Raw genomic sequence first — 21,805 nt, forward strand, 5'->3', positions numbered from 1 at the left:
GCGCGGGGCGACTACGCTGGTCGTCCGTGTCCCTCACCCTCGGCATCGTCGGTCTGCCCAACGTCGGCAAGTCGACCCTGTTCAACGCGCTCACCCGCAACGACGTGCTCGCCGCGAACTACCCGTTCGCGACGATCGAGCCGAACGTCGGGGTGGTCCCGCTGCCGGACCCGCGACTGGGCGAGCTGGCCCGGATCTTCGGCTCGGAGAAGATCCTGCCCGCGACGGTGTCGTTCGTCGACATCGCCGGGATCGTCAAGGGGGCCTCCGAGGGCGCCGGGCTGGGCAACAAGTTCCTCGCCAACATCCGCGAGTCCGACGCGATCTGCCAGGTCGTGCGGGTCTTCGACGACGCCGACGTGGTGCACGTCGACGGCCGGATCGACCCCGCGGGCGACATCGAGACGATCGCGACGGAGTTGGTCCTCGCCGACCTGCAGACCCTGGAGCGGGCGCTCCCGCGGCTGGAGAAGGAGGCCCGGACGCACAAGGACCGGCGTCCGGTGCTGGAGGCCGCCCAGGCCGCGGCGGAGGTGCTGAACAGCGGGCGGACCCTGTTCCAGGCCGGGGTCGACGCCGCGCCGCTGCGCGAGCTCACCCTGCTCACCACCAAGCCGTTCCTCTACGTCTTCAACGCCGACGAGGCCGTCCTCACCGACGACGCCCGCCGCAAGGAGCTCGCCGACCTCGTCGCCCCGGCGCAGGCGGTCTTCCTCGACGCCAAGGTCGAGGCGGAGCTGCTGGAGCTCGACGACGCCTCCGCGGCCGAGCTGCTGGAATCGATCGGGCAGGACGAGCCGGGCCTCGCGCAGCTGGCCCGGGCCGGGTTCGCCACGCTCGGCCTGCAGACCTACCTCACCGCGGGCCCGAAGGAGTCCCGCGCCTGGACGATCCCGAAGGGGGCCACCGCCCCGCAGGCGGCCGGGGTCATCCACACCGACTTCGAGCGCGGCTTCATCAAGGCCGAGGTCGTGTCGTTCGACGATCTCGTCGCCGCGGGCTCGATGAACGCCGCCAAGGCCGCCGGGAAGGTGCGGATGGAGGGGAAGGACTACGTCATGGCCGACGGTGACGTGGTCGAGTTCCGCTTCAACGTCTGATCCGGACCGCCGGTGGCACGGCTTGCGGTGGATCCGGCGGGACCATGCGTCGGCACGACTGTCGTGGCTGCATCGACTGCATCATCGACTGCGTCGGATGATGCGATGTGAGCTGCTGAGTGTCCGTCCGGACGACGGTGGCGATCGACGACGACCTTGTTGCGCAGGCGAGTGACGACCGTGCATCATCACTGATGCAGTTATGATGCAGTCATGCGGACCACCGTGGACCTACCGCCCGCCGTGCACCGGCGGGCGAAGGAGATCGCCGAGCGCCGCGGCATCTCGCTCTCGGCCGTGGTCGCCGAGCTGGCGGCGCGTGGACTGGTCCAGTTCGGTGAGCCGGCGGTGATCGCCGTCGACGAGCGGTCGGGATTCCCGGTCGTCAGCGTCGGCCGTCGGGTGTCCTCGACGGATGTCGCAGCGGCGCTGGACGAGGAGTGACGACCTACCTCCTCGACGCGAACGTCCTGATCGCACTCACGGTCGCGGAGCACGAACACCACGATCGAGCATCGAAGTGGGCAGCGGGAGTCGAGCGCTTCGCGGTGTGCCCGGTGGTGGAGGGCGCACTGGTTCGATTCCTGATCCGTACGGGGGAGACGCCGTCAGTGGCGACCGCGGTGCTACGGGCGGTCCACGCGCTGCCCCGTTGTGACTTCTGGCCCGACTCCGTCTCGTACGCCGACGCGGGCCTCGATCACGTCCGAGGTCACCGCCAGGTGACCGGCGCCTACCTGGCGAGCCTGACGGCGGGGAGGCCCGGCTCGCTGCTGGCCACCTTCGATGAGGGACTGGTGCAGGAACTGCCCGAGCTGACGACGCTCGTCCCACCTTCCGGCGGGGTACCGCCGCAGCGTGAGCGATAGGCGGGATGCGAAACCCGTCAGGTTCAGGTTCATCGTCCGAGCGATGGCCCAGCTTTATCTTACATGTGTAGTACATTTGTCGCTGTGGAGCAGGTCGCGATGCGGGAGCTGAACCAGGACACGGCGGCGGTGCTGGCGCGGGTGGAGCGTGGCGAGACGGTGGAGATCACCCGGCACGGCCGGGTGATCGGCCGCATCGTTCCGGCCGGCGTCGGTGAGCTCGACGACTGGGTGGCCGACGGTCGGGTGGTGCCCGCGACCATCGCCGGACCGATCCCGATGCCAGCTCATCGCGCCGCACCCGGTTCCGACGCCGGGCGCCTGCTGCAGGACCTCCGCGACGAGGAACGCTGGTGATCTACCTGGACTCGGCCGCGGTCGTCAAACTGGTCCGGGAAGAGGACGAGACACCGGCCCTGGTGACGTGGCTGAACGAGCGCGCCGGACAGCGCCTGGTCGCGTCGGCGCTGGTGGAGGTCGAGGTCCCGCGCGCTCTGCGGCGTAGCCAGCCGGAGGTGCTGGGCGCAGTGGCGGCGACGCTGGCGCGGATCGACCGAGTCGAACTCGATGCTGCGATCCGAGCAACTGCTGCCGCCTACGTCGACCCGCACCTACGGTCGCTCGATGCCGTCCACCTGGCGACCGCCGACCAACTCGTCGCCTCGGGGAAGGACGTCTCGGCGTTCGTGACCTATGACAAGCGGCTCGCCGAGGCCGCCCGTACCGCGTCGTTGACGGTGGTCGCCCCCGGCGTCGGCGGGTGACGACAGTCGATGACGAGCTGGTCGCGCGGGCGAGTGAGCTCACGGGCATCGACGAGCGATCGGCGCTTCTGCGGGCGGGCCCGGAGGCACTGGTGCGGATCGAGAGTGCACGTCGGCTCGCTGCGCTCGGAGGCACGGATCCGGAGGCGACGTCGGCGCCCCGTCGGCATGACGAGATCGCGTGATCCTGGTCGACACATCGGTGCGGCTCGACCACCTGCACCGGAGTGAGCCCGATCTCCGGGTACTCCTCGGTGACGACGCCGTGGTGACGCACGACGGAGTCATCGAGGAGCTCGCGCTGGGCACGCTCGTTCAACGCGACACGATGCTGTCGCTGCTCCGGGCCCTGACCCGTGCGCCGCGACTGCGCCACGACGAGCTTCTGGAGCTGGTCGACCGTGAGCGGCTGGGGGGGGCGCGGGCTGAGTGCCGTCGACGTCCATCTGCCGGGTTCCGCGCGGCTGGCCCGGACCGCGATCTGGACGCGACGAACGACTTCTCGCCGCCGCCGCAGACCTCGGCGTCACACTGTTCGGTCGTTCGTCGTGGGCCTGACACGTCGGACGGATTCGCCACGTGCTCCCGTTCCGGGTCGCGGTCCGGACCGGCCGTGTCGAGAGCCCCGGCAGGGAGCCGCGTGAACCCCCGGAGGCCCGGTGCCGACCGGCTCCGGAGCGGGTCGGCGCGCCGGGCGACCCCCGACGACCTGCCGGTGCTCGTCGAACTGCGGGCCGAGATGTTCCACGCGATGGGCGTGGACGTCAGCCCTGCGGGCTGGAGGGATCGGGCTCACCGCTGGTTCGCGGAACGTCTCGACCATCCCGACTACGGGATCTTCGTGGTCGAGACGGACGTCGGGGTCGTGGCAGGCGCGGTCGGTGCCGTCCGGGACGCGGCGCCGTCACCGGCCGACCCGGAAGGGCGGGACGTCCTGGTCAGCAACGTGTGCACCTTCCCGGCGCACCGTGGTGCAGGCCATGCACGGCGGGCGTTCGGCGCGGTCATGAGGTGGGCCGGTGGGACGGGCGTGAGCCGGGCCGAGCTGATGGCGACGGAGGCAGGGCGGGGCATGTACGAGCGGGCCGGATTCCAGGTCACCCCATGGCCGGCGATGCGCGCGAGGCTGTAGACGTCGCGGGAGCGGGTCGACGGCGCCCCGTCGCCCGGCGCACCCCGCCGATCGGTGGGGGACGTCAGACCAGCCGCCACCGGTGAACCTCGCATCGTCCAGCCGACACGTCCCCGGTGGCGAGGACCGTTCCGTCGGACCGGAGGCCGAGTGTGTGGGCCGACCCCGCAGCGATCGCGACGATCCCGCTCCAGTCGTGTACGGCGCACCGGTCGTGAGCGTCGTCCCCGACGGCGAGGACACGACCGTCACCCCGGAGCGCCACTGTGTGGCGACTTCCCGCCGCGACGGCGACGATGCCCTGCCATCCACCGACGTCGCACTCACTCGCTGTTCCGGAGTCCGCCCGGGAGCTTCCGCCGGTGGCGACCACGGTTCCGTCGGCACGCAACCCGACGGTGTGCAGGTGGCCCGCGGACACCGCGATCAGTTCGGCCCAGTCGTCGACGTCGCACTGGCCGCGGGTGTCGACACCCGCGGCCAGTGCCGTACCGTCCGCCCGCACGCCGACGGTGTGCCAGTCACCGCACGCGACCGTGGTCAGCTCGCGCCAGCCGGAGACCGCGCACTGGCCCTCCGCGCCCCGCCCCGTCGCGACGGCGGTGCCATCGTCCCGCAGCCCGACGGTGCGCCGCCAGCCGGCGGCGACCGCCGTGATCCGGGTCCAGGCCCGCGTGTCGCACTGGGCGTCGTCGTCCCAGCCGGTCGCGAGAACGGTGCCGTCGGAACGGAGACCGACCGTGTGCGAACGTCCGGTATTGCGGGCGGTGTGCACGTTTCCTGCTGCGACGGCGATGACGTCGGTCCACGTGTCCACGTCGCACTCACCTGCCCGGCCGTCGCCGACCGCGATGACTGTTCCGTCCGTTCGGCAGCCGACCGAGTGTCGGCGGGCGGCGGCGAGTACGGGCATGGGGCACCTCGGGTGGGATCGTGGTCAGCGAGGAGGAGTCGGCTTGCGGGCGATCAGGAACGCCTGCGGGACCGGCGCGACCGCGCTGCCCGGATCCGGCAACCGCACCATCCGGGCGACCACCTCGAACCCGCGGCCGGCGAGCTGTGCCGCGACCTCGTCGGGGTCGAGCCGGTGGAAGTCCAGCGAGATCTCGTGCCCGAACGCCTCGTCGTGGCGGTGGGTGTCCGTCCCCGCCTGGAAGGCGAGCGCCAGGTAGCCGCCGGGCCGCAGCACCCGGTGGAAACCGGCGAGAACCGCGGGCCGATCGTCGGCCGGGACATGGATCAGGGAGTACCAGGAGATCACCGCGGCCAGGCCCCCGTCCGGGTGGGGGAGCCGTCCCATCTCGCCGACCTCGAAGCCGATCGCCGGATGGGCACGGCGGGCGTGCGCGACCATGGCGGGGGACAGATCGATCCCGCTGACGGCGAGACCATGGGCGGTGAGGAACGACGTGACGATCCCGTGTCCGCTCCCCACCTCGACCGCCAGCGCGTCGGGATGGTCCCGGCGGACCGTCTCGGCGAACCCGGCGAGCAACGCGCGGTCGAGCGGGGCGCCGTCGAACTCCGCCCGGAACAGGGCGGAACAGCTCTCGGCGATCGCGTCGTAGCCGGCCCTGGTGGCGGTCAGGTAGGCGGCTTCGTCCACCCGCAGACCCTACGACGCGCGGGCGCCGCTCACCGCCGCGTCCAGGATCCCGCGCTCGTCCGGGACCGGGCCCCGGGTGAGGTTCCCGCTACGCGGCGCCTGCGCGCCCGCTCCACCCGGGCTCGACCGTCGCCCAGGCGCCTGCGATCTCCCGTGCGGCCCGGCGCGAGGTCGCGATCCGCAGCCGGAGCAGCAGCCCGCCGCCGACCGCGAGTACCAGCGCCGCCGTCGTGACCGCCGTCGCGTTCCCCTCGGTGGGGGCCCGCATCGGCGCACCGTCGGAGTCGGTCCACACGGTGCGGGTGTCCCCGGGGTCCGGACGTCCGCCGAGGACCAGTGGTCCGAGGTGCGAACGCCCGTCGGGCCCGGTCCACTGCGCCCGGACGGTGCTGCGGGCGGGCCCGCCGGGTTCCGGCCGTTCGACGACGGCCAGCACGGTCGCGACCGTGCTGTGCGCCTCGGGCACCTCCCGGGCCACGACCCGGAGCCCGGCGAGGTGCCCGAGGCACAGCGCGAGGACGACCAGCACTCCGACGAGTGCGGGAGTCATCCGGCGCAGCTGCACCGCGCGCTCCGTGTCCGACCGCTCTGCACTGTTCACACTCGAAGTCTGCGCGCGGCGCGGATGGTCTGGAAGAGCGGATAAGCGTACGCAGCCTTCGGTTTCCACTGAGTCTGTAGGGTCCGGGAATGACGTTCGAGGTGCTCGATCTCCGGTTGTTCCTCGGGACCGTCGAACAGGGGTCCATCACCCGCGGCGCGGAGCTGGTGCACCTGTCACTGGCATCGGCGAGCAGCCGGATCGCGGCGATGGAGAGCGCGGCGGGGCTCCCGCTGCTCGACCGGCACCGGCGCGGCGTCACGCCGACCCGGCAGGGCGAACTGCTGGCCTCGCACGCCCGCGAGATCGTCGGCCGGCACGACCGGATGCGGTTGGAGCTGGCCGACCTGGCCGGTGGGCACGCGGCGACCGTCACGATCCTGACGAACTCCGCGGGCGCGACGCTGCTCACCGGCCCGGTGACCGGATTCCTGCACGAGCATCCCGATGTCGACGTCGACCTGGTCCAGCAGCCGAGCCACCGCATCGTCGCGGCGCTGGCCGACGGCCGCGCCGAGCTCGGTGTGCTCGCCGACAACGTCGAGCTCGGCCGGCTGGAGTCGATCTCGCTGGGGCCGGATCCGCTGGTCGTCGTGGTCCATCCCGGGCACCGGTTCGCCGGGCGGGCCGAGGTCGCGTTCGCCGAGGTCCTCGACGACGACGCCCTGGTCGGCTACTCCGAGGGCAGCCCGCTGGAGGAGCACCTGCGGCTGCACGCCGTCCCGCTCGGCGGCCATCCGCGGCACCGGGCCCGGTTCCCGGACGCGGGTTCGGTCTGCCACGCGGTCGCGGCCGGGGTGGGGATCGCCGTGCTCCCGGCCCGCGACGTCGCCGACGGTCTGGTCGGGGTGCCGTTGCGCGACCGGTGGGCCCAGCGCGAGTTGCTCGTCGCGTGCCGGAGCTGGAATGGTCTGAGCAGCCCGGCCCGCGCGCTCGCGACGCTGCTGCGCGGTACCCGCCAGGGGTAGCCGGTCGTCCGGCAGGTCACCGCAGGCGGGGCGGCACCGTCCGGCCAGCAGCCGTCCGCGGTCAGAACACCGGCCCCAGGTCGGTCCGCAGGATCCCGTCCATGACGTGCTCGGCGAGCGCGGCGATCGTCATGGACGGGTTGCAGGCCCCGGTCGAGCCTGGGATCAGCGCACCGTCGACGACGTAGAGACCGCGCTGGTCGAGGACGCGGCCCGCGGAGTCGCACACGTCGCCGATGGTCGCCCCGCCCAGCGGGTGGTAGGTCGTGGTGTCGAACGCGGTGGTGTCCGCGGTCGGGTTCAGCAGGCCGGTCACCAGGCCGCCCCCGACGATCCGGCGGATCCGGGCGGCGATGTCGCGGGTCAGCTGCGCGTCGTGGGCCTGGCTCCAGTGCAGGACGGCGTCGTCGCGCACCGGGTCGTAGCGGAACTCGCCGCGCGGTTCGACGATGCCGTACCCGATGACGCTGGTGGTGCCCACGTCGACCGGGAACGGCACGCCCGCCTGGATGACGGTGAGGGCCCGCGCCGGGTCCGACCAGTCGCGGACACCGACGCAGGCCGGCCCGCCCTGCAGCGCCCCGGGGCTCTCCCCGACCGGGGTCCAGGCGAAGATCCGGTCGCCGTTGTTGCCCCACCGGGTGCCGACGCCGTCCGGCAGGTCCGGAACGAGCCCTGTCGCCCGTGCCTTCACCAGCAGCCGGGTGGTGCCGGCCGAGCCCGCGGCGAGGAACAGCGCGTCGCTGACGACCCGGATCCGCTCCTGCACGACACCGTCGGTACTGATCCGCTCGGTGTGGACCACCCAGCGGCCGGAGCGGTCCCGCTCGACGTCGGTGGCCCGGTGCAGCGGCGCGACCTCGACCAGGCCGCTCGCCTCGGCCTCGGCGAGCCAGGTCCGGTCGACGGTGTTCTTGCCGCCGTTGTTCGCGCCGTAGAGCACGTCCCCGGTGCTGTAGGACGGCGGGAGCTCGCCGCGCAGCTCGCGTCGCACCACGTCCCAGTCGATCGGCAGCGGGACCCGGAAGCCGGGGGTGCCAGCCTCGTCGGCGCGTCGCAGGAACTGCCGCGAGCTGCGGTAGCGGCCGTGTGCGAGCACGTCGTCCGGGATGCTCGCCGGGGCCAGTACCGACTCGACCCGGCGGTAGTGGTCGCGGTCGAACTGCTCGAAGTCGAGCTCGGCGGGCATCGACGCGGCGAACGTCGCGGCCGAGGGTTGCATCGTCATCCCGTGGTAGACGAGCGAGCCGCCGCCGACGCCCGCACCGCACAGCACGTCCATCCCGATGCCGCGGACCCGGTCGAGGACCCCGGTCCAGGGCGCCCAGACGGCGGGCGGCGACCCGGTGAGCACCGGCCCCGGGGTCAGCCACGACGCCCGGCGGTCCGGGGAGAACATCAGCGGGAAGGTGTCGCCGCCGGGCCGGACCGGCCAGCGGACGCCACGTTCGAGCACGAGTGCCGGCACGCCGGCCCGGGCGAGGCGCGCCGCGGTGATCGCCCCGCCGAACCCGGTGCCGACGACGACCGCGCGCCGCCGCTCCTCGCGGGCCCGGGCCGGCGTCGCGAGGGCGGGCCGGGTGCCGAGGTGGAGTGCGGCGGCGCCGCCGACGGCGGCCGCGCCGGTCAGGAAGCTGCGCCGGGTGAGAGTCGGCATCCGACGGACTCCTCGTCGATGTCGTACGGACACGGCCGGGCCGTGCGTGGGGGAGCGTGCGTTCCGTGCCGCGCCGACCCTAGCCGGAGTTCTCCGACAGGTGTCGGGCTTCGCGACCGGCTGCCTCTCTCGGCCGGACAGCGCAGTCGATCACGCTGTATGGCGTAGTCGCAGCTCAGCAGGAGTTCGATCAAGGGGTGTCGAAATCCTGCGTGGAGAGCGGCGGGGCCGTCTCGCAAGAGGGCCGTTCGCCGATCGATATGCGGCGAGCGGTGCGGTGAAAGGCGGGGAACGGTCCAGCGCTCGTTGCTCCGACCGGGTCATCTCAGCACGTCGTCCCCTATTCGACGGGGTGTCGCCACGGTGTCCGAGAAAGTGATCGGACCCTAGGACGCGCTGGCGCCGCCCCCGTTGCATTGATGTGATCTCTATCTCTCCTCAGGTGCCGATCGTAACAATCGGTGAAGCGTCGTTCCGTTACGGAGAGTGTTTATCCGACACCTGCTGGATAGCACTATGTGTAGTTGATCAACGTCGAGCGGTACCGGATCCGGTCCCGAGTCGGCCAGAACGGACACCAAGTGAGGGGCGACGTCCTCTTGCGTGGAGGCATTCCGTACGTTCTGCGACACCGGGCCGTGACACAGCGTGAAGGCTGGCGGTCGGTTCACACAGATGAGAAGGAGAACCATGAACGCCCCCGAGACCTCCTCCGCCCGCCGTACCGCACGGCGGATCGCCACCGTCGGCGCCCTGACCGTCCCGCTCGCCCTCGGCTCGGCCGGGATGGCGTTCGCCGGCGACTACCACGGCGGCGGCAAGGGCCACGACAACGACCGCGACTGCGCCCCGTCGTTCGCCTCCCAGAAGGGCGGCCTGATCGGCCTCGACGCCGCCGTCGACCCGGGCCTGAACATCGGCGGTATCGCCAACAGCGGCCCCGTCTCCCAGTACACCGCGGCCATCGACGAGTCCAACTCGGGCATCGTGCAGTCCGGCTGCGGCGCGGGCGAGGCCGTCCAGGTCGACGACCTGGTGGGTCTGGGCCTCGACGTGAGCCCGTCGCTCAACGTCGGCGGCATCCTCAACTCCGGTGCGGTGGAGCAGGCGACCACCGACATCGACCGGTCGAACAGCGGTGTCCTCCAGTCCGGCTCCGGCTACGGGCCGGGCGGCGGCTACGCCTCCCAGAAGGGCGGCCTGATCGGCATCGACGCCACGGTGAACCCGTCGATCAACATCGGCGGCCTGCTGTCCGGCGGCCCGGTCTCGCAGTCCAGCACCACGGTGGACCAGAGCAACTCCGGGATCGTCCAGGGCTGAGCGCCCGAGACCGCACCGCGTGTCGCCCGGGCCGATGGACCCGGCCCGGGCGACACGGCCCGCCGGGGCCCCGATCAGGGTCAGAAGTCCCGGCGCACCAGCATCCGCCACGCCCACCCGGCGGCCGTCTCCGGGGCGGGTAGCGGGTCGCGCTCCAGCCAGCTCGCCGCGACGCCCAGCAGCGACCAGGTCATCCCCGCCGCGAAGACGTCGAGCGGGATCCCGGCCTCGGACTCGGTGTAGCCCATCCGCTGGGCGGTGTCGGCGACGAACTCCTGCATCCAACGCCGCATCACCGCCGCCGCATCCGGCGCCGCCGCCCCGCCGAGGGCCTGCCGGTAGAGCGTCGCGTGGTCGGCCACGTGCGCGAACCAGCGCAGCAGGGCCGCCGGCGGTTGCTGGCCGATCTCGGCGAGCACCAGATCCGACAGGTCCGCGCCGGCCAGTGTGGCCTGCGCGCTGAGCGCATCCGCGAGCAGCGCCTCCTTGTCGGTGTAGTGCTGGTAGAAACTGCTGCGGTTCACCCCGGCGCGTTCCGCGACGTCGGCGACGGTGATCGCCTCCAGGAGCCGCTCACGGGCCAGCTCCAGCAGAGCGTCCTGCAGCCGCCGACGTGTCCGCACCACCCTGGGATCCACCGCGGCATCCTCGCAGCTCGTACCCGGCGGTGCCGACCGTCCGCGCCGGAGCGGGCCCCCGCCGGGTCATCAGGTTTGCCGAGGCCGGGCGCGATCGGCCGCGGCATGCTGACCGGGGGCGCCGTCCGGCGCCGGGACGGAGCAACCGGGTGACGACCGGGTGGACCTGGTGGGACGCGGTGGTCGCGACGCTGCTGGCCGCCGCGCTCGTCGCTGCCGCGGCCGGCTTCCGCGCCGCGATCCCCGCCGCCGCCCGTCCGCCCGCCGCATGCGGCACCGGTGCGGCCCTCGTCGCGGCCATGGTCGTGACGTTGCTGGTACGCGGGCATCCGGTGCTCCAGACGACGGCCGTGGTCGCCTGTGTGAGTCTCGCCGTCACCGGTTCGATGGTTCGCCGGTCGCACGACCGTGGCCGGGCGCGGCGCTGCTAGGTTCGGCGTCCGTCCGCACCACGGGAGGCGCTCGTTGATCACCGTGCGAGAGCTGGGCCTCGACGACTGGCGGATCTGGCGTGACCTGCGGCTGGCCGCTCTGGCCGAGGCGCCGCGGGCGTTCCACAGCAGGCTCGCGGACTGGGTGGGGGCCGGTGAGCAGGACTGGCGGGAGCGGTTGCGTGCGCCCGGTCGCCACCTTGTCGCCGAGCTGGACGGACGGCCGTGCGGGCAGGTGGTGGCGGTCCCGCCGGACCCGGACGGCGTCGCCGATCTGATCTCGCTCTGGGTCGCCCCGCACGCCCGCGGTACCGGGGTGGCCGACGCCCTGATCAGCGCGGTCACCGGGCACGCCGTCGGCTGGGGCGCACACCGGCTGGCGCTGCACGTCGTCGTCGGCAACGAGCGGGCCGCGGCGCTGTACCGCAGGCACGGTTTCGTCGACCTCGGCGCGGTCGAGCGCCCGGACGGGATCACCGAGCACCGGATGGAGATCCCGCTTCCGGCCCGGTTCACCCTGCCGGTCCCGGACGGTTCCTGACCTGCGACGCAGCGGAACTGTCGGTGGCGGGTCCTAGCGTCCGGCCCCATGACCACCGCAACCCGTCCGGCGCCCGCTCCGGCCCAGGTCTTCGCCGCCCTGCGGTCCGCATGGGGCCGCGACACCTGTGACGAGGCGGATCGGGCGAGCTGGAGCCCCCTGGTCCCGTCGCGCGGGCAGTGCGGTGCCACCGCCCTGGTGCTGCAGGACCTGTTCGGCGGGGAGCTGCTGCTCGCCGAGGTCTGGTGCCCCGACGGCCGCCTGCAGGGCTACCACTGGTGGAACCGGCTGCCCGGCGGCGCCGAGATCGACCTGACCGACGACCAGTTCGGCCCGGGCGAGACGGTGCAACCGCCGCGGGTGGTGGTCCGCCCGCCCGGGCCGCCCCAGCGGTGCCGCGTGCAGTACGAGCTGCTGCGCCGGCGGGTGCTGACCCGGATCGGCCGCCCCGGTGTCGCGCGCTGAGCCGGCCCGGCCCGGCCCGGGTGCTCAGTCGGCGGGGCCGTCCGCGGCGTGCCGCCCGGCGGCCTCGTCGCGGCGGCCCTCGCGCAGCAGGTCGCGGATCTCCTTCAGCAGCTCGACGTCCGTGGGCTCGGCCGGGCCGTCGTCCTCGCCGCGCTTGCGCCGCTCCTGCAGCGTCTTCAGCGGCAGCACCACCAGGAAGTACACGACCGCCGCGGTGATCAGGAAGGTGATCACGGCGTTCACGAACATCGCCCAGTTGAACTCGACGCCGTTCACCACGAGCGTGCCGCCGAGTTCACCGCCCCCGGACACCAGCCGGATCAGCGGCTCCAGGAACGCCTCGGTGAACGCCGTGACCACCGCGGTGAAGGCGGCCCCGACCACCACGGCCACCGCGAGATCGACGACGTTCCCGCGCATCAGGAAGTCCTTGAAACCCTTCAACATGCCAGTCCCCTCCCGGTCCACCCGGCCGGTCGACCGACCGGCCGGGCCCTGAGCCTGGCACCACCGGGATCGACACGGACATCCACCACGCCGTGGCGGCTCTCAGCGACGCCCGGCCCGGACCGCGCCGGCCAGTGTCCCGAGCAGTGCGTCCGTGGTGTCCCAGGACATGCACGCGTCGGTCACCGAGCGGCCGCGCACCATGTCCGGGCCCAGCTCCTGGCGGCCCTCGACGAGGAAGCTCTCCATCATCAGGCCGGTCACCGCGCGCTCGCCGCCGGCGATCCGCTCCGCCAGCTCGCCCACGACGCCGGCCTGTCGCAGGTGGTCCTTGCCGCTGTTGCCGTGGCTGGCGTCGACCACGACCCGGTCGGGCAGACCCGCCTCGCGCAACCGGCCGGCAGCCGCGGCGACGTCGTCGGCCGAGTAGTTGGGCCGTGCACCGCCCCGCAGGATGACGTGCGTGTCCGGGTTGCCGGTGGTGGTCACGAGGCCGGCGAGCCCGTCGGCGTTGACCCCCATGAACACGTGCGAGGCGGCCGCGGCGCGCATCCCGTCGACGGCGGCGCGGATGTTCCCGTCGGTGGCGTTCTTGATGCCGACCGGCATCGACAGGCCGCTGACCAGCTGCCGGTGCACCTGGCTCTCCGCGGTGCGGGCGCCGATCGAGCCCCAGCTGACGACGTCGGCGATGTACTGCGGGGTGATCGGGTCGAGGAACTCGCACCCCACAGGCAGCCCCAGCGCGGAGATGTCGAGCAGCAGCTTGCGGGCGGTGCGCAGTCCGCGGTTGACGTCGAACGTGCCGTCCAGGCCGGGATCGTTGATCAGGCCCTTCCAACCGACGGTGGTGCGCGGCTTCTCGAAGTAGGTGCGCATCACGACGCACAGCTCACCGGAGAGCTCCTCGGCCCTGGCGGCCAGCCGGCGCGCGTAGTCCAGCGCGGCGTCCGGATCGTGCACCGAGCACGGCCCGACGACGACGAGCAGCCGGTCGTCGGTGCCGTCGAGGATGCCGGTGACCGCGTCCCGGCCGCGGGTGACCGTCCCGGCGACCTCGGGGGTGCAGGGCAGGTCGTGGCGCAGCAGGGCGGGCGAGATCAACGGACTGATCCGCTCGATCCGCCGGTCGTCCAGCGGGGCGTCCAGCAACGGAGCGGTGGGGGTACTCATCGGGGACCGTGGTCCTTTCCCGGCGGACCGCCCCGGAGCACCTCGCCCGAACCGGCCCGTGATGCCGGCTCGAGGGATGGAGGGTCAGCGCACTACAGCACCGGCCGACCCATCCCGGGCCGGCTGGCGAAACCAGTAGTAGCCGCTGCGCACATCCCGACCGTACCCCACACGGTGCCCGATGATCGAGCGCGTACCCGTCCCGCCCGCGTGGTACGACCGAACCATGCGGATCGCACTCGCCCAGATCTCCTCCACCCCGGACCCGGAGGGCAACCTCGCCGAGGTCGACCGGCTCACGCGGGAGGCGGCCGGCGCAGGGGCCCGGCTGGTGCTGTTCCCGGAGGCCACGATGTGCAGCTTCGGTGTGCCGCTCGGCCCGGTCGCCGAGCCCGTGGACGGCCCGTGGGCCGGCCGGGTGCGCGGGCTCGCCGCGGAAGCGGGGATCACGGTGGCCGCCGGGATGTTCACCCCCGCGGGCGACGGGCGGGTCCGCAACACGCTGCTGGTCACCGGGGCCGGTGTGGACACGCACTACGACAAGATCCACATGTTCGACGCGTTCGGCTTCGCCGAGTCGGACACGGTCGCCCCCGGGGCCGAGCCGGTGACCGTCGAGCTCCCGGAGTCCGCCGGTGCGGGCACCGGCCCGGTCACCGTGGGCCTGTCCACCTGCTACGACGTCCGGTTCCCCGGTCTCTACCAGCGGCTCGCCGACGCCGGTGCCACCGTGCTCGTCGTCCCGGCGTCCTGGGGCGCCGGTGCGGGCAAACGGGAGCAGTGGGAGCTGCTGGTCCGGGCCCGCGCGCTGGACACCGGCTCGTTCGTCGTGGCCTGTGACCAGGCGGATCCGACGACCGTCGGTCGTGAGCACGGCCGGGCGCCGACCGGCATCGGTTACAGCCTGGTCGCGGGGCCGCGGGGCGAGATCGTGGACAGCCTCGGTGCGGCACCGGGCCTGCTGGTCGTGGACGTCGACCCGGCCGTGGCCGGGCAGGTGCGCGAACAGGTCCCGGTGCTGCGCAACCGGCGCTTCTGAGCTCGGCCGCGCCCGGCGGTCGTTCAGCCGCCGGCGGCGGCGATCCGGTCGGAGATCTGCCCGGCCAGGTCGGTGTCCTTCGCGGTCAGCCCGCCCTCGGAGTGGGTGGAGAGCCGGAAGGTCAGCGTGGCGTACCGGATGTCGATGTCCGGGTGGTGGTCGGCGGCCTCCGCGTCCTCGGCGACCCGGTCCACCACCGCGATCGCGGCGGCGAAGTCGGGCAGCTTCGCCGTGCGGACGATCGTGTCGCCGTCCCGCGCCCAGCCCGGGAGCTTCAGCAGCGATGCGGTGATCTCGGCGTCGGTCAGCAACGGGGTGGCCATCGTCCCATCGTGGCGCAGCCGCACCGATCCGGCCCGGCGGCTCGCGCGCGTCAGCCGCGAATTCCGGCCGCGCCGTAGGTCACGAGTTGCGGCTCAGCACGAACCCGGTGACGCCCGCCCCGGCGACGGCGAACCCGGCGGCGCGCAGTGTCGTCGCCCATGCCGCACCGGTGTCCGCCGGTGAGCGGACGGTCGCCGCGAGCACCTCGTGCCAGTGCCCGGTCGGCAGCGCGGGCGCCGCCGGCCCCCACAGCACCGCCATCAGCGGTGCGACCACCAGTGCGATCAGCCCGGCCGCGACGACGACCGACGAGCGCCGCGCCGCCGCCGACACGGCCAGCAGCAGGATGCCGAAACCGGTCAGCTGCCCGGCGGCCCACACCGCGAGCAGCAGCGCCCTGGCGAGCGTCGGCCCGGTGCCGAACGGCCCGGCCCCCAGCGACAGCCAACCCACCAGCAACGAGGTGCCCACGACGACGGCCGAGGTCAGCACCGCGGCGGCGGCCACGGCGGAGGCCTTCATCAGCACCAACCGGCCGGGGCCGACCGGGGACAGCCGCAGCCCGTCGAGGGTGCCCCGGGCCCGTTCGGCGGCGAACGCGTCCGCAGCGACGAGCACGACGGGCATCCCGAGCGAGAACGCGGCGGGCTCGGCCAGTGCGACCATCACCACGCCCAGCACGTAGGCGTACTGCTCCGGGCCGGTGGTCGACAACGCGACGGTTCCCAGGACCGGGACGAGTGCGGCTGCGCCGAGCGCGACCGCGGTGCGCGGGCGGGCCAGCGCCAACTCGATCTCCGAGCGCAGCAACCGGAGCAGCGGGGCCGTCGTCCGGCGCCGGGACCGTACGGGAGCACCGGCCTGCGGGGCCCGGCCGTCCCCGGGCCGTGCCGGCGCGCTCACCGCCCGGCTCCGGCGCCGGTCCACGTCTCGGCTCGTGCCGGGAGGGGCTGCGCGTCGTGCCCGTCGGTGAGCCGGGCGAACACGTCCTCCAACCGGGCGGAGGGCCGGGTGAGCTCGTGCACCGCGACGCCGGCGTGCACCAGCAGGGCCACCACCTCGGGTGCCTGCGCGCCCCGGACGTGGACCCGGTCACCGGACGCCCCGACGGCGTCGAACCCGCGTTCCACCAGCGCGCGCACGGCGCGCGCGCCGTCGGGGGTGCCGACCACCACGGTGTCCGACGTCCCGCCGAGCAGGTCGCGCAACGGCCCGGCCGTCAGCAACCGTCCCGCGCGCAGCACGGCGACATGGGTGCAGGTGGCCTCGATCTCCCCGAGCAGGTGCGAGCTGATCACGACGGTCGCGCCGGCCGCGTGCATCTCCCCGATCAGTCGCCGGACGTCCCGGGTGCCCGCGGGGTCGAGGCCGTTGGTCGGTTCGTCCAGCACGACGAGCCGCCGCCGGGTGAGCAGCGGGACCGCCAGCCCGAGCCGCTGGCGCATGCCCAGCGAGTACTCGCGCACCCTGCGGTCGGCGGAGCCGGACAGCCCGACCCGGTCCAGCACCGCGGCGACCGCGGACGGGATCCGGGCGGTGTCCAGCAACGGTTCGGTCGCCGCGTACCGGAGCAGGTTCTGTCTGCCGGTCCGGTGCGGGTGCATGGCGGGCAGCTCGATCAGGGCGCCCACGTGCGGGAGCACCTCGGCGGCCCGGCCCGGCAACCGTCTGCCGAGCAGCTCGACCGCGCCCTCGGTCGGCGCGAGCAGACCGAGCAGCATCCGCATCAACGTCGTCTTGCCCGACCCGTTCGGGCCGAGCAGGCCGAGGACCGAGCCCATCGGGACATCGAGATCGACGCCGTCGACGGCCCGGACCCCGCGGAAGCCGCGACCGAGGCCCACGGCGCGGAGGGCGGGCGGGCGGCCGGGCGGAGCGGTGACGGTGTGTTGCACGGGCACAGGGTGGCTGTCCGGGCCGGTCGGCGGGCCGTTTCGGCAACATCTGCTCGCACGGCGTCCGTCGGCGGCTGCCCGCGGGCCGGTCGAGGGCCCTGCGAGGATCGATGCCGTGCCGGTGATCAGTCTCGACCATCGTGTGGACGGCCCTCCCGACCTGGTGGCCGGCGTGCTGCGGGAGACGGCCTCGGCGGCCGTCGCCTTCGGCCGCGTCGGTGCCGGCCTGTCCGCGCCGGCGCGGTTGCTCGTGGCGGGGGACGAGGTACGGGTGGCCCTCCCGGGCGGTCTCGCAGCGTGTCGGACCAGGATCACCCGGGCCGGGCGGGGCGGCGTGTGGTCCGAGCTGGTGGCCGGGCCGGTGACGGCCCTGCGGCACGCGACCCGGGTCGTCCCGGACGGCACCGGGTCGCTCGTCCACGACGAGCTCTGCTGGACGGCCCCGCTCGGGGCTCTGGGGAGGGTCTCCGATCCGGTGCTGCGCCGTTGCGGGTGGCGGTTGCTGGCTGCGCGCCGTGCGGTCGTCGGTGAGCGGGTGGAGCAGCTGAGCACAGCAGCTGTCGTGGTCGGCGCGGCGATCGTGCGGGACGGCCGGCTGCTGGTCGCCCAGCGGTCGTACCCGGCCGCGCTCGCGGGGCGGTGGGAGCTGCCCGGTGGTGGTGTCGAACCGGGGGAGTCCGAGGCCGATGCGCTGGTCAGGGAATGTGTCGAGGAGCTGGGTGCCCGGGTGGAGACGGGGGAGCGGCTCGGCACCGACCTGCCGATCGGGGGCCGGGTGCTGCGGATCCACACCGCGCGCCTGCTCCCCGGATCGCCGGAGCCGCAGCCGCGGGAGCACCGAGCCCTGCGCTGGGTCGGGATGCACGAGATCGCGACGCTGGGCTGGCTGGACGCCGATCGCGCGGTCCTCGGCGAGCTGGTCGAGCTGATCCGGGGCTGACCCGGCGGCATCCGGTGGCGCGGTCGCCGGTGCCGAAGTGGAGATCATCGAGGATGCACCGGAACCGCGCGGGCCCGGGTGTCGTCCAAGCCACATGAACCGGAACCGCACAGACGACGCGTCCACCGCGTCCGCCGCACCCGAGGCAGGCACCGCACCCGCCGCACCCGCCGCGCCCACTGCAGCAACCGCACCCGCCGCGTCGGCTGCTCCCGCCGCACCCGCCGCATCCACCGCACCCACTGCACCAACCGCGCCCGCTGCACCAACCGCGCCCGCCGCGTCGGCTGCTCCCGGCGCGGGCATCGTGTCGGAGGCCGCGCCCGACGCACCCCCTGCGTCGGCCGGGCCGGCCGTCTCGGCCGTCCCGGGCGGGCGGGCCGAACCCGGCGGGCGGGCCGAGCCCGGCGGGCTGGCCGGGACCGGCGGACCGGCGTTGCTCGTCGCGGCACGTGTCCGGGCACCGGGGCAGAGCTCCCGGCGGCTCCCCGAGCGGCTGGACCGGCTCATCGACGCCCAGGACGGCCTGGTCACCCGGGCCCAGGCGATCGCGCACGGACTGTCCCCCGCCACGGTGGACCGGCGGCTCGCGAGACGGTGCTGGGAGCCGGTGCACCCCCGCGTGTACCGCGACCCGGCCCGACCGGAGACCGAGCGCTCCCGGATCCGCGCCGCACTGCTGTGGGCGGGGCGCGACGCGGTGGTGACCGGGGCGGCGGCCGCGTGGTGCTGGGGCCTGCTCGCGGACGCGCCCGCGGAGATCACCGTGACGGTCCCGCGCAACCGCGCACCGCGCTCCCGGGGCGGGATCCGGGTGCGCAGACGCGATCTCTGCCCGGCCGACGTCACCGGGCATGCCGGGATGTCGGTCGCCGCACCGGCCCTGGCCGTGCTGGAGGCGGTGCTCGAACCCGGGACACCCGGGGCCGCGTTGCTGGAGCGCACGCTCTGCGGGGCCGGGCCCGATCTCGGCGCACTGGCCGCCGCGCACGGCCGCAACCTCGGAGCGCACGGTTCGGCGGCGACGGGCAGGCTGCTGGCCGCGACGGCACAGCGGGCGGCCCGCCGTGCGGTGGACCGGCTGCGCAGCCTGCTGGTACGCGAGCGGCTGCCGGGTTGGCGGTGCGGTCACGAGACGGCCGGGATCGTGCTGCCGCTGGCGTTCCCCGGCGCCGGGCTCGCCGTGGAGATCGACGGTTACGCCGGGGCGCGGGCCGGGCGCGGATGGCGCAACGCCGTGCTGCGCCGGCACGGCTGGCGGGTGCTCGTCCTCGACCCGGCCGAGCCGTGGCTGCGTCCGGCGGTGACGCTCGCGGCGCTGCGGCTGGCACTGAGCGGCAGGCCGGACGGGCCCGGCGGGGTGACGGCCGGAAGCCTGGCGGGATGAGCGTGCAGCAGGCGCGCGGGCCGGAACGGGATGAATCCCGCGTGCACCGCGCGCTGCGCCCGGTGGTCCGGGGCCCGTCGAGAGGGCGAACGGGGAGCGCCGGCGCAGCGCAGTGATCAGCGCAACGATGTGATCCCGGCCATGGTCCCGGAGGTCAGGAGGGTGGTCGCCGAGTGCTGCGGCGGACACGTCCGGGACCCGACGATGCCCGGCCCGGGCGGGCCGGCGGCTCCGGCGGACCGGGTGCGGCCACCGGGCCGCGCGCCCTGCGACGACCGGTCCGGTCACGACGTCGTGGCCGGTCATCGGCCTGTCGGCGGATCAGTAGATGCGTGCGATCTTGAGCGCTCGCTGGAAGGCCTTGCCGCTCAGCTCGTCCGCTCCGGCCTTGCGCAACCGCATCGCGACGACCGGACAGTTCTTGCAGCGCTTCGGCTTGGACCGGCAGCACTTCTTCTTCACCTTGCCCATGAGGAGGCCAGGCTAACCTGCGCCCGACGTGGGAACCAGGGGTTGCCCCGGATACCGTGGAGGTGTGACCATCCCTCGTTCCGCCTCGGCCCTCGATGCACTGTCCACGCTCGAGAGCGACGCCGTGCCTGATCAGGCAGGGCGCCCCGAGCTGCGCAACGTCGCGATCGTCGCGCACGTCGACCACGGCAAGACCACCCTCGTCGACGCCATGCTCCGCCAGTCCGGAGCCTTCGGTGAGCGCGCCGAACTCGTCGACCGGGTGATGGACTCCGGTGACCTGGAGCGCGAGAAGGGCATCACGATCCTCGCCAAGAACACCACGGTGAACTGGCAGGGATACACGATCAACGTCGTCGACACCCCGGGCCACGCCGACTTCGGTGGCGAGGTCGAGCGCGGGCTGTCCATGGTCGACGGCGTCGTGCTGCTCGTCGACGCCTCGGAGGGTCCGCTCCCGCAGACCCGGTTCGTGCTCCGCAAGACCCTCACCGCCGGCCTGCCGGTGATGCTGGTGGTGAACAAGACCGACCGCGGTGACGCCCGGATCGCCGAGGTCGTCGACGAGTCCCTGGAACTGCTGCTGGAGCTGGCCGACGAGCTGGACCTCGACGAGTCGGTCACCGGCCACCTGCTGGACCTTCCCGTCGTCTACGCCTCCGGGCGGGCCGGCAGGGCGTCCCGGATCCGCCCCGGTGACGGCGAGCTGCCCGACTCCGAGGACCTCACGCCCCTGTTCGAGACGCTGCTGGCCACCGTTCCGCCGCCCTCGGACGACCCGGCCGCTCCGCTGCAGATGCACGTCACCAACCTCGACGCGTCCAGCTTCCTGGGCCGGATCGCGCTCTGCCGGGTCCGGGCCGGCGTGGTGCGCCGCGGCCAGCAGGTCGCCTGGTGCCGGGAGGACGGCAGCACTCCCCGGGTCAAGATCACCGAGCTGATGCTGACCGAGGCACTCACCCGGGTGCCGGCCGAGGAGGCCCGCGCCGGTGACCTGGTCGCCGTCGCCGGGATCGCCGAGGTCACCATCGGTGACACCCTGGCCGACCCCGAGCACCCCGTCGCGCTGCCGCGGATCGACGTCGACGAGCCGGCGATCTCGATGACGATCGGCACCAACACCTCGCCGCTGGCCGGGCGGGACCCGGTCCCGGGCAAGAAGCTCACCGCGCGGCTGGTGAAGAACCGGCTCGACGCCGAGCTGGTCGGCAACGTCTCGATCCGCGTGCTGCCGACCGAGCGCCCGGACGCCTGGGAAGTCCAGGGCCGCGGCGAGCTCGCGCTGGCCGTGCTGGTCGAGACGATGCGCCGGGAGGGTTTCGAGCTGACCGTCGGCAAGCCGCAGGTGGTCACCCGGACCATCGACGGGAAGCTCCACGAGCCGTTCGAGCAGCTGTCGGTGGACGTGCCGGAGGAGAGCCTCGGCGCCGTCACCCAGCTGCTCGCCGCCCGCAAGGGCGAGATGGGCGACATGGTGCACGGCGAGGGCCGGGTCCGGATGGAGTTCCGTGTCCCGTCCCGCGGCCTGATCGGCTTCCGCACCGAGTTCCTGACGATCACCCGCGGTGCGGGCATCGCCAGCCACGTCTTCGACGGGTACGGCCCGTGGGTCGGCGAGATCCGGACCCGCAACAAGGGCTCGCTGATCTCCGACCGGTCCGGCCCGGTCACCGCCTACGCGGTGGATCAGCTGGCCGACCGGGGGACGCTGTTCGTCGGCCCGACGACGATCGTCTACAGCGGCATGGTCGTCGGCGAGTACACCCGGGCCGAGGACCTCGAGGTCAACATCACCCGGGAGAAGAAGCTGACCAACATCCGTTCGTCCACCGCGGACGAGCTGGTGAAGCTCACCCCGCCGACGATCCTGAGCCTCGAGCAGTCGCTGGAGTTCTGCGCGGCCGACGAGTGCGTCGAGATCACCCCGCAGAACGTGCGGATCCGCAAGACCGAGCTGGACCCGAACCTGCGGGCCCGCGCCCGGTCCCGGGCCAAGGCGGCGGCCAACGCCGCGAAGTGAGCCGGGACGACCGT

General features: G+C 73.6%; 27 protein-coding genes. 16 read left to right on the forward strand and 11 right to left on the reverse strand.

All coding sequences use genetic code 11. The features are described 5' to 3' along the window. Positions 1-26: 26 nt before the first annotated feature. From ychF to AB0J24_RS13820, 7 genes are all read left to right on the forward strand, one after another. Complete coding sequence (gene ychF, locus AB0J24_RS13790; protein WP_358680340.1) at positions 27-1,100, forward strand: redox-regulated ATPase YchF; 1,074 nt, start codon at positions 27-29, stop codon at positions 1,098-1,100. A gap of 213 nt (positions 1,101-1,313) precedes the next feature. Further along, complete coding sequence (locus AB0J24_RS13795; protein WP_358680342.1) at positions 1,314-1,544, forward strand: antitoxin; 231 nt, start codon at positions 1,314-1,316, stop codon at positions 1,542-1,544. Then, complete coding sequence (locus AB0J24_RS13800; protein WP_358680345.1) at positions 1,541-1,969, forward strand: PIN domain-containing protein; 429 nt, start codon at positions 1,541-1,543, stop codon at positions 1,967-1,969. The genes AB0J24_RS13795 and AB0J24_RS13800 overlap by 4 nt, the downstream gene beginning before the upstream one ends. Positions 1,970-2,053: 84 nt before the next feature. After that, on the forward strand, positions 2,054-2,326 hold the full coding sequence (locus AB0J24_RS13805; RefSeq protein WP_358680348.1) for a type II toxin-antitoxin system prevent-host-death family antitoxin: 273 nt from the start codon (positions 2,054-2,056) through the stop codon (positions 2,324-2,326). Next, positions 2,323-2,733: a type II toxin-antitoxin system VapC family toxin gene (locus AB0J24_RS13810; RefSeq protein ID WP_358680351.1), complete on the forward strand. Its 411-nt coding sequence runs from the start codon at positions 2,323-2,325 to the stop codon at positions 2,731-2,733. Before AB0J24_RS13805 ends, AB0J24_RS13810 begins: the two co-directional genes overlap by 4 nt. Then, positions 2,730-2,918, forward strand: a complete 189-nt coding sequence (locus AB0J24_RS13815; RefSeq protein ID WP_358680354.1) for a type II toxin-antitoxin system VapB family antitoxin — start codon at positions 2,730-2,732, stop codon at positions 2,916-2,918. The genes AB0J24_RS13810 and AB0J24_RS13815 overlap by 4 nt, the downstream gene beginning before the upstream one ends. 455 nt (positions 2,919-3,373) lie before the next feature. Continuing rightward, on the forward strand, positions 3,374-3,865 hold the full coding sequence (locus tag AB0J24_RS13820; RefSeq protein ID WP_358680357.1) for a GNAT family N-acetyltransferase: 492 nt from the start codon (positions 3,374-3,376) through the stop codon (positions 3,863-3,865). Positions 3,866-3,929: 64 nt separating this feature from the next. On the opposite strand, the gene AB0J24_RS13825 is transcribed toward AB0J24_RS13820, so the two are convergent. From AB0J24_RS13825 to AB0J24_RS13835, 3 genes are all read right to left on the reverse strand, one after another. Next, positions 3,930-4,682 carry a chromosome condensation regulator gene (locus AB0J24_RS13825; RefSeq protein ID WP_358680359.1) on the reverse strand — a complete coding sequence of 251 codons (753 nt, stop codon included), beginning with the start codon at positions 4,680-4,682 and terminating at the stop codon, positions 3,930-3,932. Between the two features lie 120 nt (positions 4,683-4,802). Beyond that, positions 4,803-5,471, reverse strand: a complete 669-nt coding sequence (locus AB0J24_RS13830) for a class I SAM-dependent methyltransferase (protein WP_358680362.1) — start codon at positions 5,469-5,471, stop codon at positions 4,803-4,805. Positions 5,472-5,559: 88 nt separating this feature from the next. Continuing rightward, positions 5,560-6,072, reverse strand: coding sequence for a hypothetical protein (locus AB0J24_RS13835; RefSeq protein ID WP_358680365.1), 513 nt, complete (start codon positions 6,070-6,072; stop codon positions 5,560-5,562). A gap of 89 nt (positions 6,073-6,161) precedes the next feature. Between AB0J24_RS13835 and AB0J24_RS13840 the strand changes: the two genes are divergently transcribed. Further along, positions 6,162-7,040 carry a LysR family transcriptional regulator gene (locus tag AB0J24_RS13840; RefSeq protein ID WP_358680368.1) on the forward strand — a complete coding sequence of 293 codons (879 nt, stop codon included), beginning with the start codon at positions 6,162-6,164 and terminating at the stop codon, positions 7,038-7,040. Between the two features lie 61 nt (positions 7,041-7,101). On the opposite strand, the gene AB0J24_RS13845 is transcribed toward AB0J24_RS13840, so the two are convergent. Continuing rightward, entirely contained in the window at positions 7,102-8,697 is a 1,596-nt protein-coding gene (locus AB0J24_RS13845) for a GMC oxidoreductase (protein WP_358680371.1), read from the reverse strand. A 690-nt stretch (positions 8,698-9,387) separates the two neighbouring features. Between AB0J24_RS13845 and AB0J24_RS13850 the strand changes: the two genes are divergently transcribed. Next, entirely contained in the window at positions 9,388-10,020 is a 633-nt protein-coding gene (locus tag AB0J24_RS13850; protein ID WP_358680374.1) for a hypothetical protein, read from the forward strand. A gap of 80 nt (positions 10,021-10,100) precedes the next feature. Here the strand turns inward: AB0J24_RS13850 and AB0J24_RS13855 are convergent, their stop codons facing one another. Beyond that, the gene (locus tag AB0J24_RS13855; RefSeq protein WP_358680376.1) at positions 10,101-10,658 is read right to left on the reverse strand and encodes a TetR/AcrR family transcriptional regulator; all 558 of its coding nucleotides are present in this window, start codon (positions 10,656-10,658) and stop codon (positions 10,101-10,103) included. Positions 10,659-10,807: 149 nt separating this feature from the next. Between AB0J24_RS13855 and AB0J24_RS13860 the strand changes: the two genes are divergently transcribed. From AB0J24_RS13860 to AB0J24_RS13870, 3 genes are read left to right on the forward strand one after another with little or no spacing between them, the layout of a single operon-like run. Continuing rightward, entirely contained in the window at positions 10,808-11,089 is a 282-nt protein-coding gene (locus AB0J24_RS13860; RefSeq protein WP_358680378.1) for a hypothetical protein, read from the forward strand. A 43-nt stretch (positions 11,090-11,132) separates the two neighbouring features. Further along, the gene (locus tag AB0J24_RS13865) at positions 11,133-11,630 is read left to right on the forward strand and encodes a GNAT family N-acetyltransferase (protein WP_358680569.1); all 498 of its coding nucleotides are present in this window, start codon (positions 11,133-11,135) and stop codon (positions 11,628-11,630) included. A gap of 48 nt (positions 11,631-11,678) precedes the next feature. After that, positions 11,679-12,095, forward strand: coding sequence for a hypothetical protein (locus AB0J24_RS13870; protein WP_358680381.1), 417 nt, complete (start codon positions 11,679-11,681; stop codon positions 12,093-12,095). Between the two features lie 24 nt (positions 12,096-12,119). Here the strand turns inward: AB0J24_RS13870 and mscL are convergent, their stop codons facing one another. After that, complete coding sequence (gene mscL, locus AB0J24_RS13875) at positions 12,120-12,542, reverse strand: large conductance mechanosensitive channel protein MscL (RefSeq protein WP_358680384.1); 423 nt, start codon at positions 12,540-12,542, stop codon at positions 12,120-12,122. 102 nt (positions 12,543-12,644) lie between these two features. Beyond that, positions 12,645-13,715 (reverse strand): 3-deoxy-7-phosphoheptulonate synthase, encoded by a 1,071-nt coding sequence (locus AB0J24_RS13880; protein WP_358680387.1) that lies wholly within the window; start codon positions 13,713-13,715, stop codon positions 12,645-12,647. A gap of 226 nt (positions 13,716-13,941) precedes the next feature. On the opposite strand from AB0J24_RS13880, the gene AB0J24_RS13885 reads away from it, so the two are divergent. Next, positions 13,942-14,754, forward strand: a complete 813-nt coding sequence (locus AB0J24_RS13885; RefSeq protein WP_358680389.1) for a carbon-nitrogen hydrolase family protein — start codon at positions 13,942-13,944, stop codon at positions 14,752-14,754. Between the two features lie 23 nt (positions 14,755-14,777). On the opposite strand, the gene AB0J24_RS13890 is transcribed toward AB0J24_RS13885, so the two are convergent. The 3 genes from AB0J24_RS13890 to AB0J24_RS13900 form a co-directional block, all read right to left on the reverse strand. Continuing rightward, positions 14,778-15,077: a 4a-hydroxytetrahydrobiopterin dehydratase gene (locus AB0J24_RS13890; protein ID WP_358680392.1), complete on the reverse strand. Its 300-nt coding sequence runs from the start codon at positions 15,075-15,077 to the stop codon at positions 14,778-14,780. A gap of 79 nt (positions 15,078-15,156) precedes the next feature. Continuing rightward, positions 15,157-15,981, reverse strand: a complete 825-nt coding sequence (locus AB0J24_RS13895) for an ABC transporter permease (protein WP_358680395.1) — start codon at positions 15,979-15,981, stop codon at positions 15,157-15,159. Then, a complete protein-coding gene (locus AB0J24_RS13900) occupies positions 15,978-16,973 on the reverse strand; it encodes an ABC transporter ATP-binding protein (protein ID WP_358680398.1) in 996 nt (331 codons plus the stop codon). Before AB0J24_RS13900 ends, AB0J24_RS13895 begins: the two co-directional genes overlap by 4 nt. Positions 16,974-17,088: 115 nt before the next feature. Here AB0J24_RS13900 and AB0J24_RS13905 point away from each other — a divergent pair, with 115 nt between their 5' ends. Together AB0J24_RS13905 and AB0J24_RS13910 are read left to right on the forward strand one after the other, a co-directional pair. Continuing rightward, the gene (locus AB0J24_RS13905) at positions 17,089-17,913 is read left to right on the forward strand and encodes an NUDIX domain-containing protein (protein WP_358680401.1); all 825 of its coding nucleotides are present in this window, start codon (positions 17,089-17,091) and stop codon (positions 17,911-17,913) included. Between the two features lie 307 nt (positions 17,914-18,220). Next, on the forward strand, positions 18,221-19,300 hold the full coding sequence (locus AB0J24_RS13910; protein ID WP_358680404.1) for a type IV toxin-antitoxin system AbiEi family antitoxin domain-containing protein: 1,080 nt from the start codon (positions 18,221-18,223) through the stop codon (positions 19,298-19,300). 321 nt (positions 19,301-19,621) lie between these two features. Here the strand turns inward: AB0J24_RS13910 and AB0J24_RS13915 are convergent, their stop codons facing one another. After that, entirely contained in the window at positions 19,622-19,771 is a 150-nt protein-coding gene (locus tag AB0J24_RS13915; RefSeq protein ID WP_358680407.1) for a hypothetical protein, read from the reverse strand. A gap of 124 nt (positions 19,772-19,895) precedes the next feature. Here AB0J24_RS13915 and typA point away from each other — a divergent pair, with 124 nt between their 5' ends. Continuing rightward, positions 19,896-21,791: a translational GTPase TypA gene (gene typA, locus AB0J24_RS13920; protein ID WP_358680572.1), complete on the forward strand. Its 1,896-nt coding sequence runs from the start codon at positions 19,896-19,898 to the stop codon at positions 21,789-21,791. Positions 21,792-21,805 lie beyond the last annotated feature (14 nt).

The organism is Pseudonocardia sp. NPDC049635 (assembly GCF_040659795.1).
Lineage (GTDB): Bacteria > Actinomycetota > Actinomycetes > Mycobacteriales > Pseudonocardiaceae > Pseudonocardia.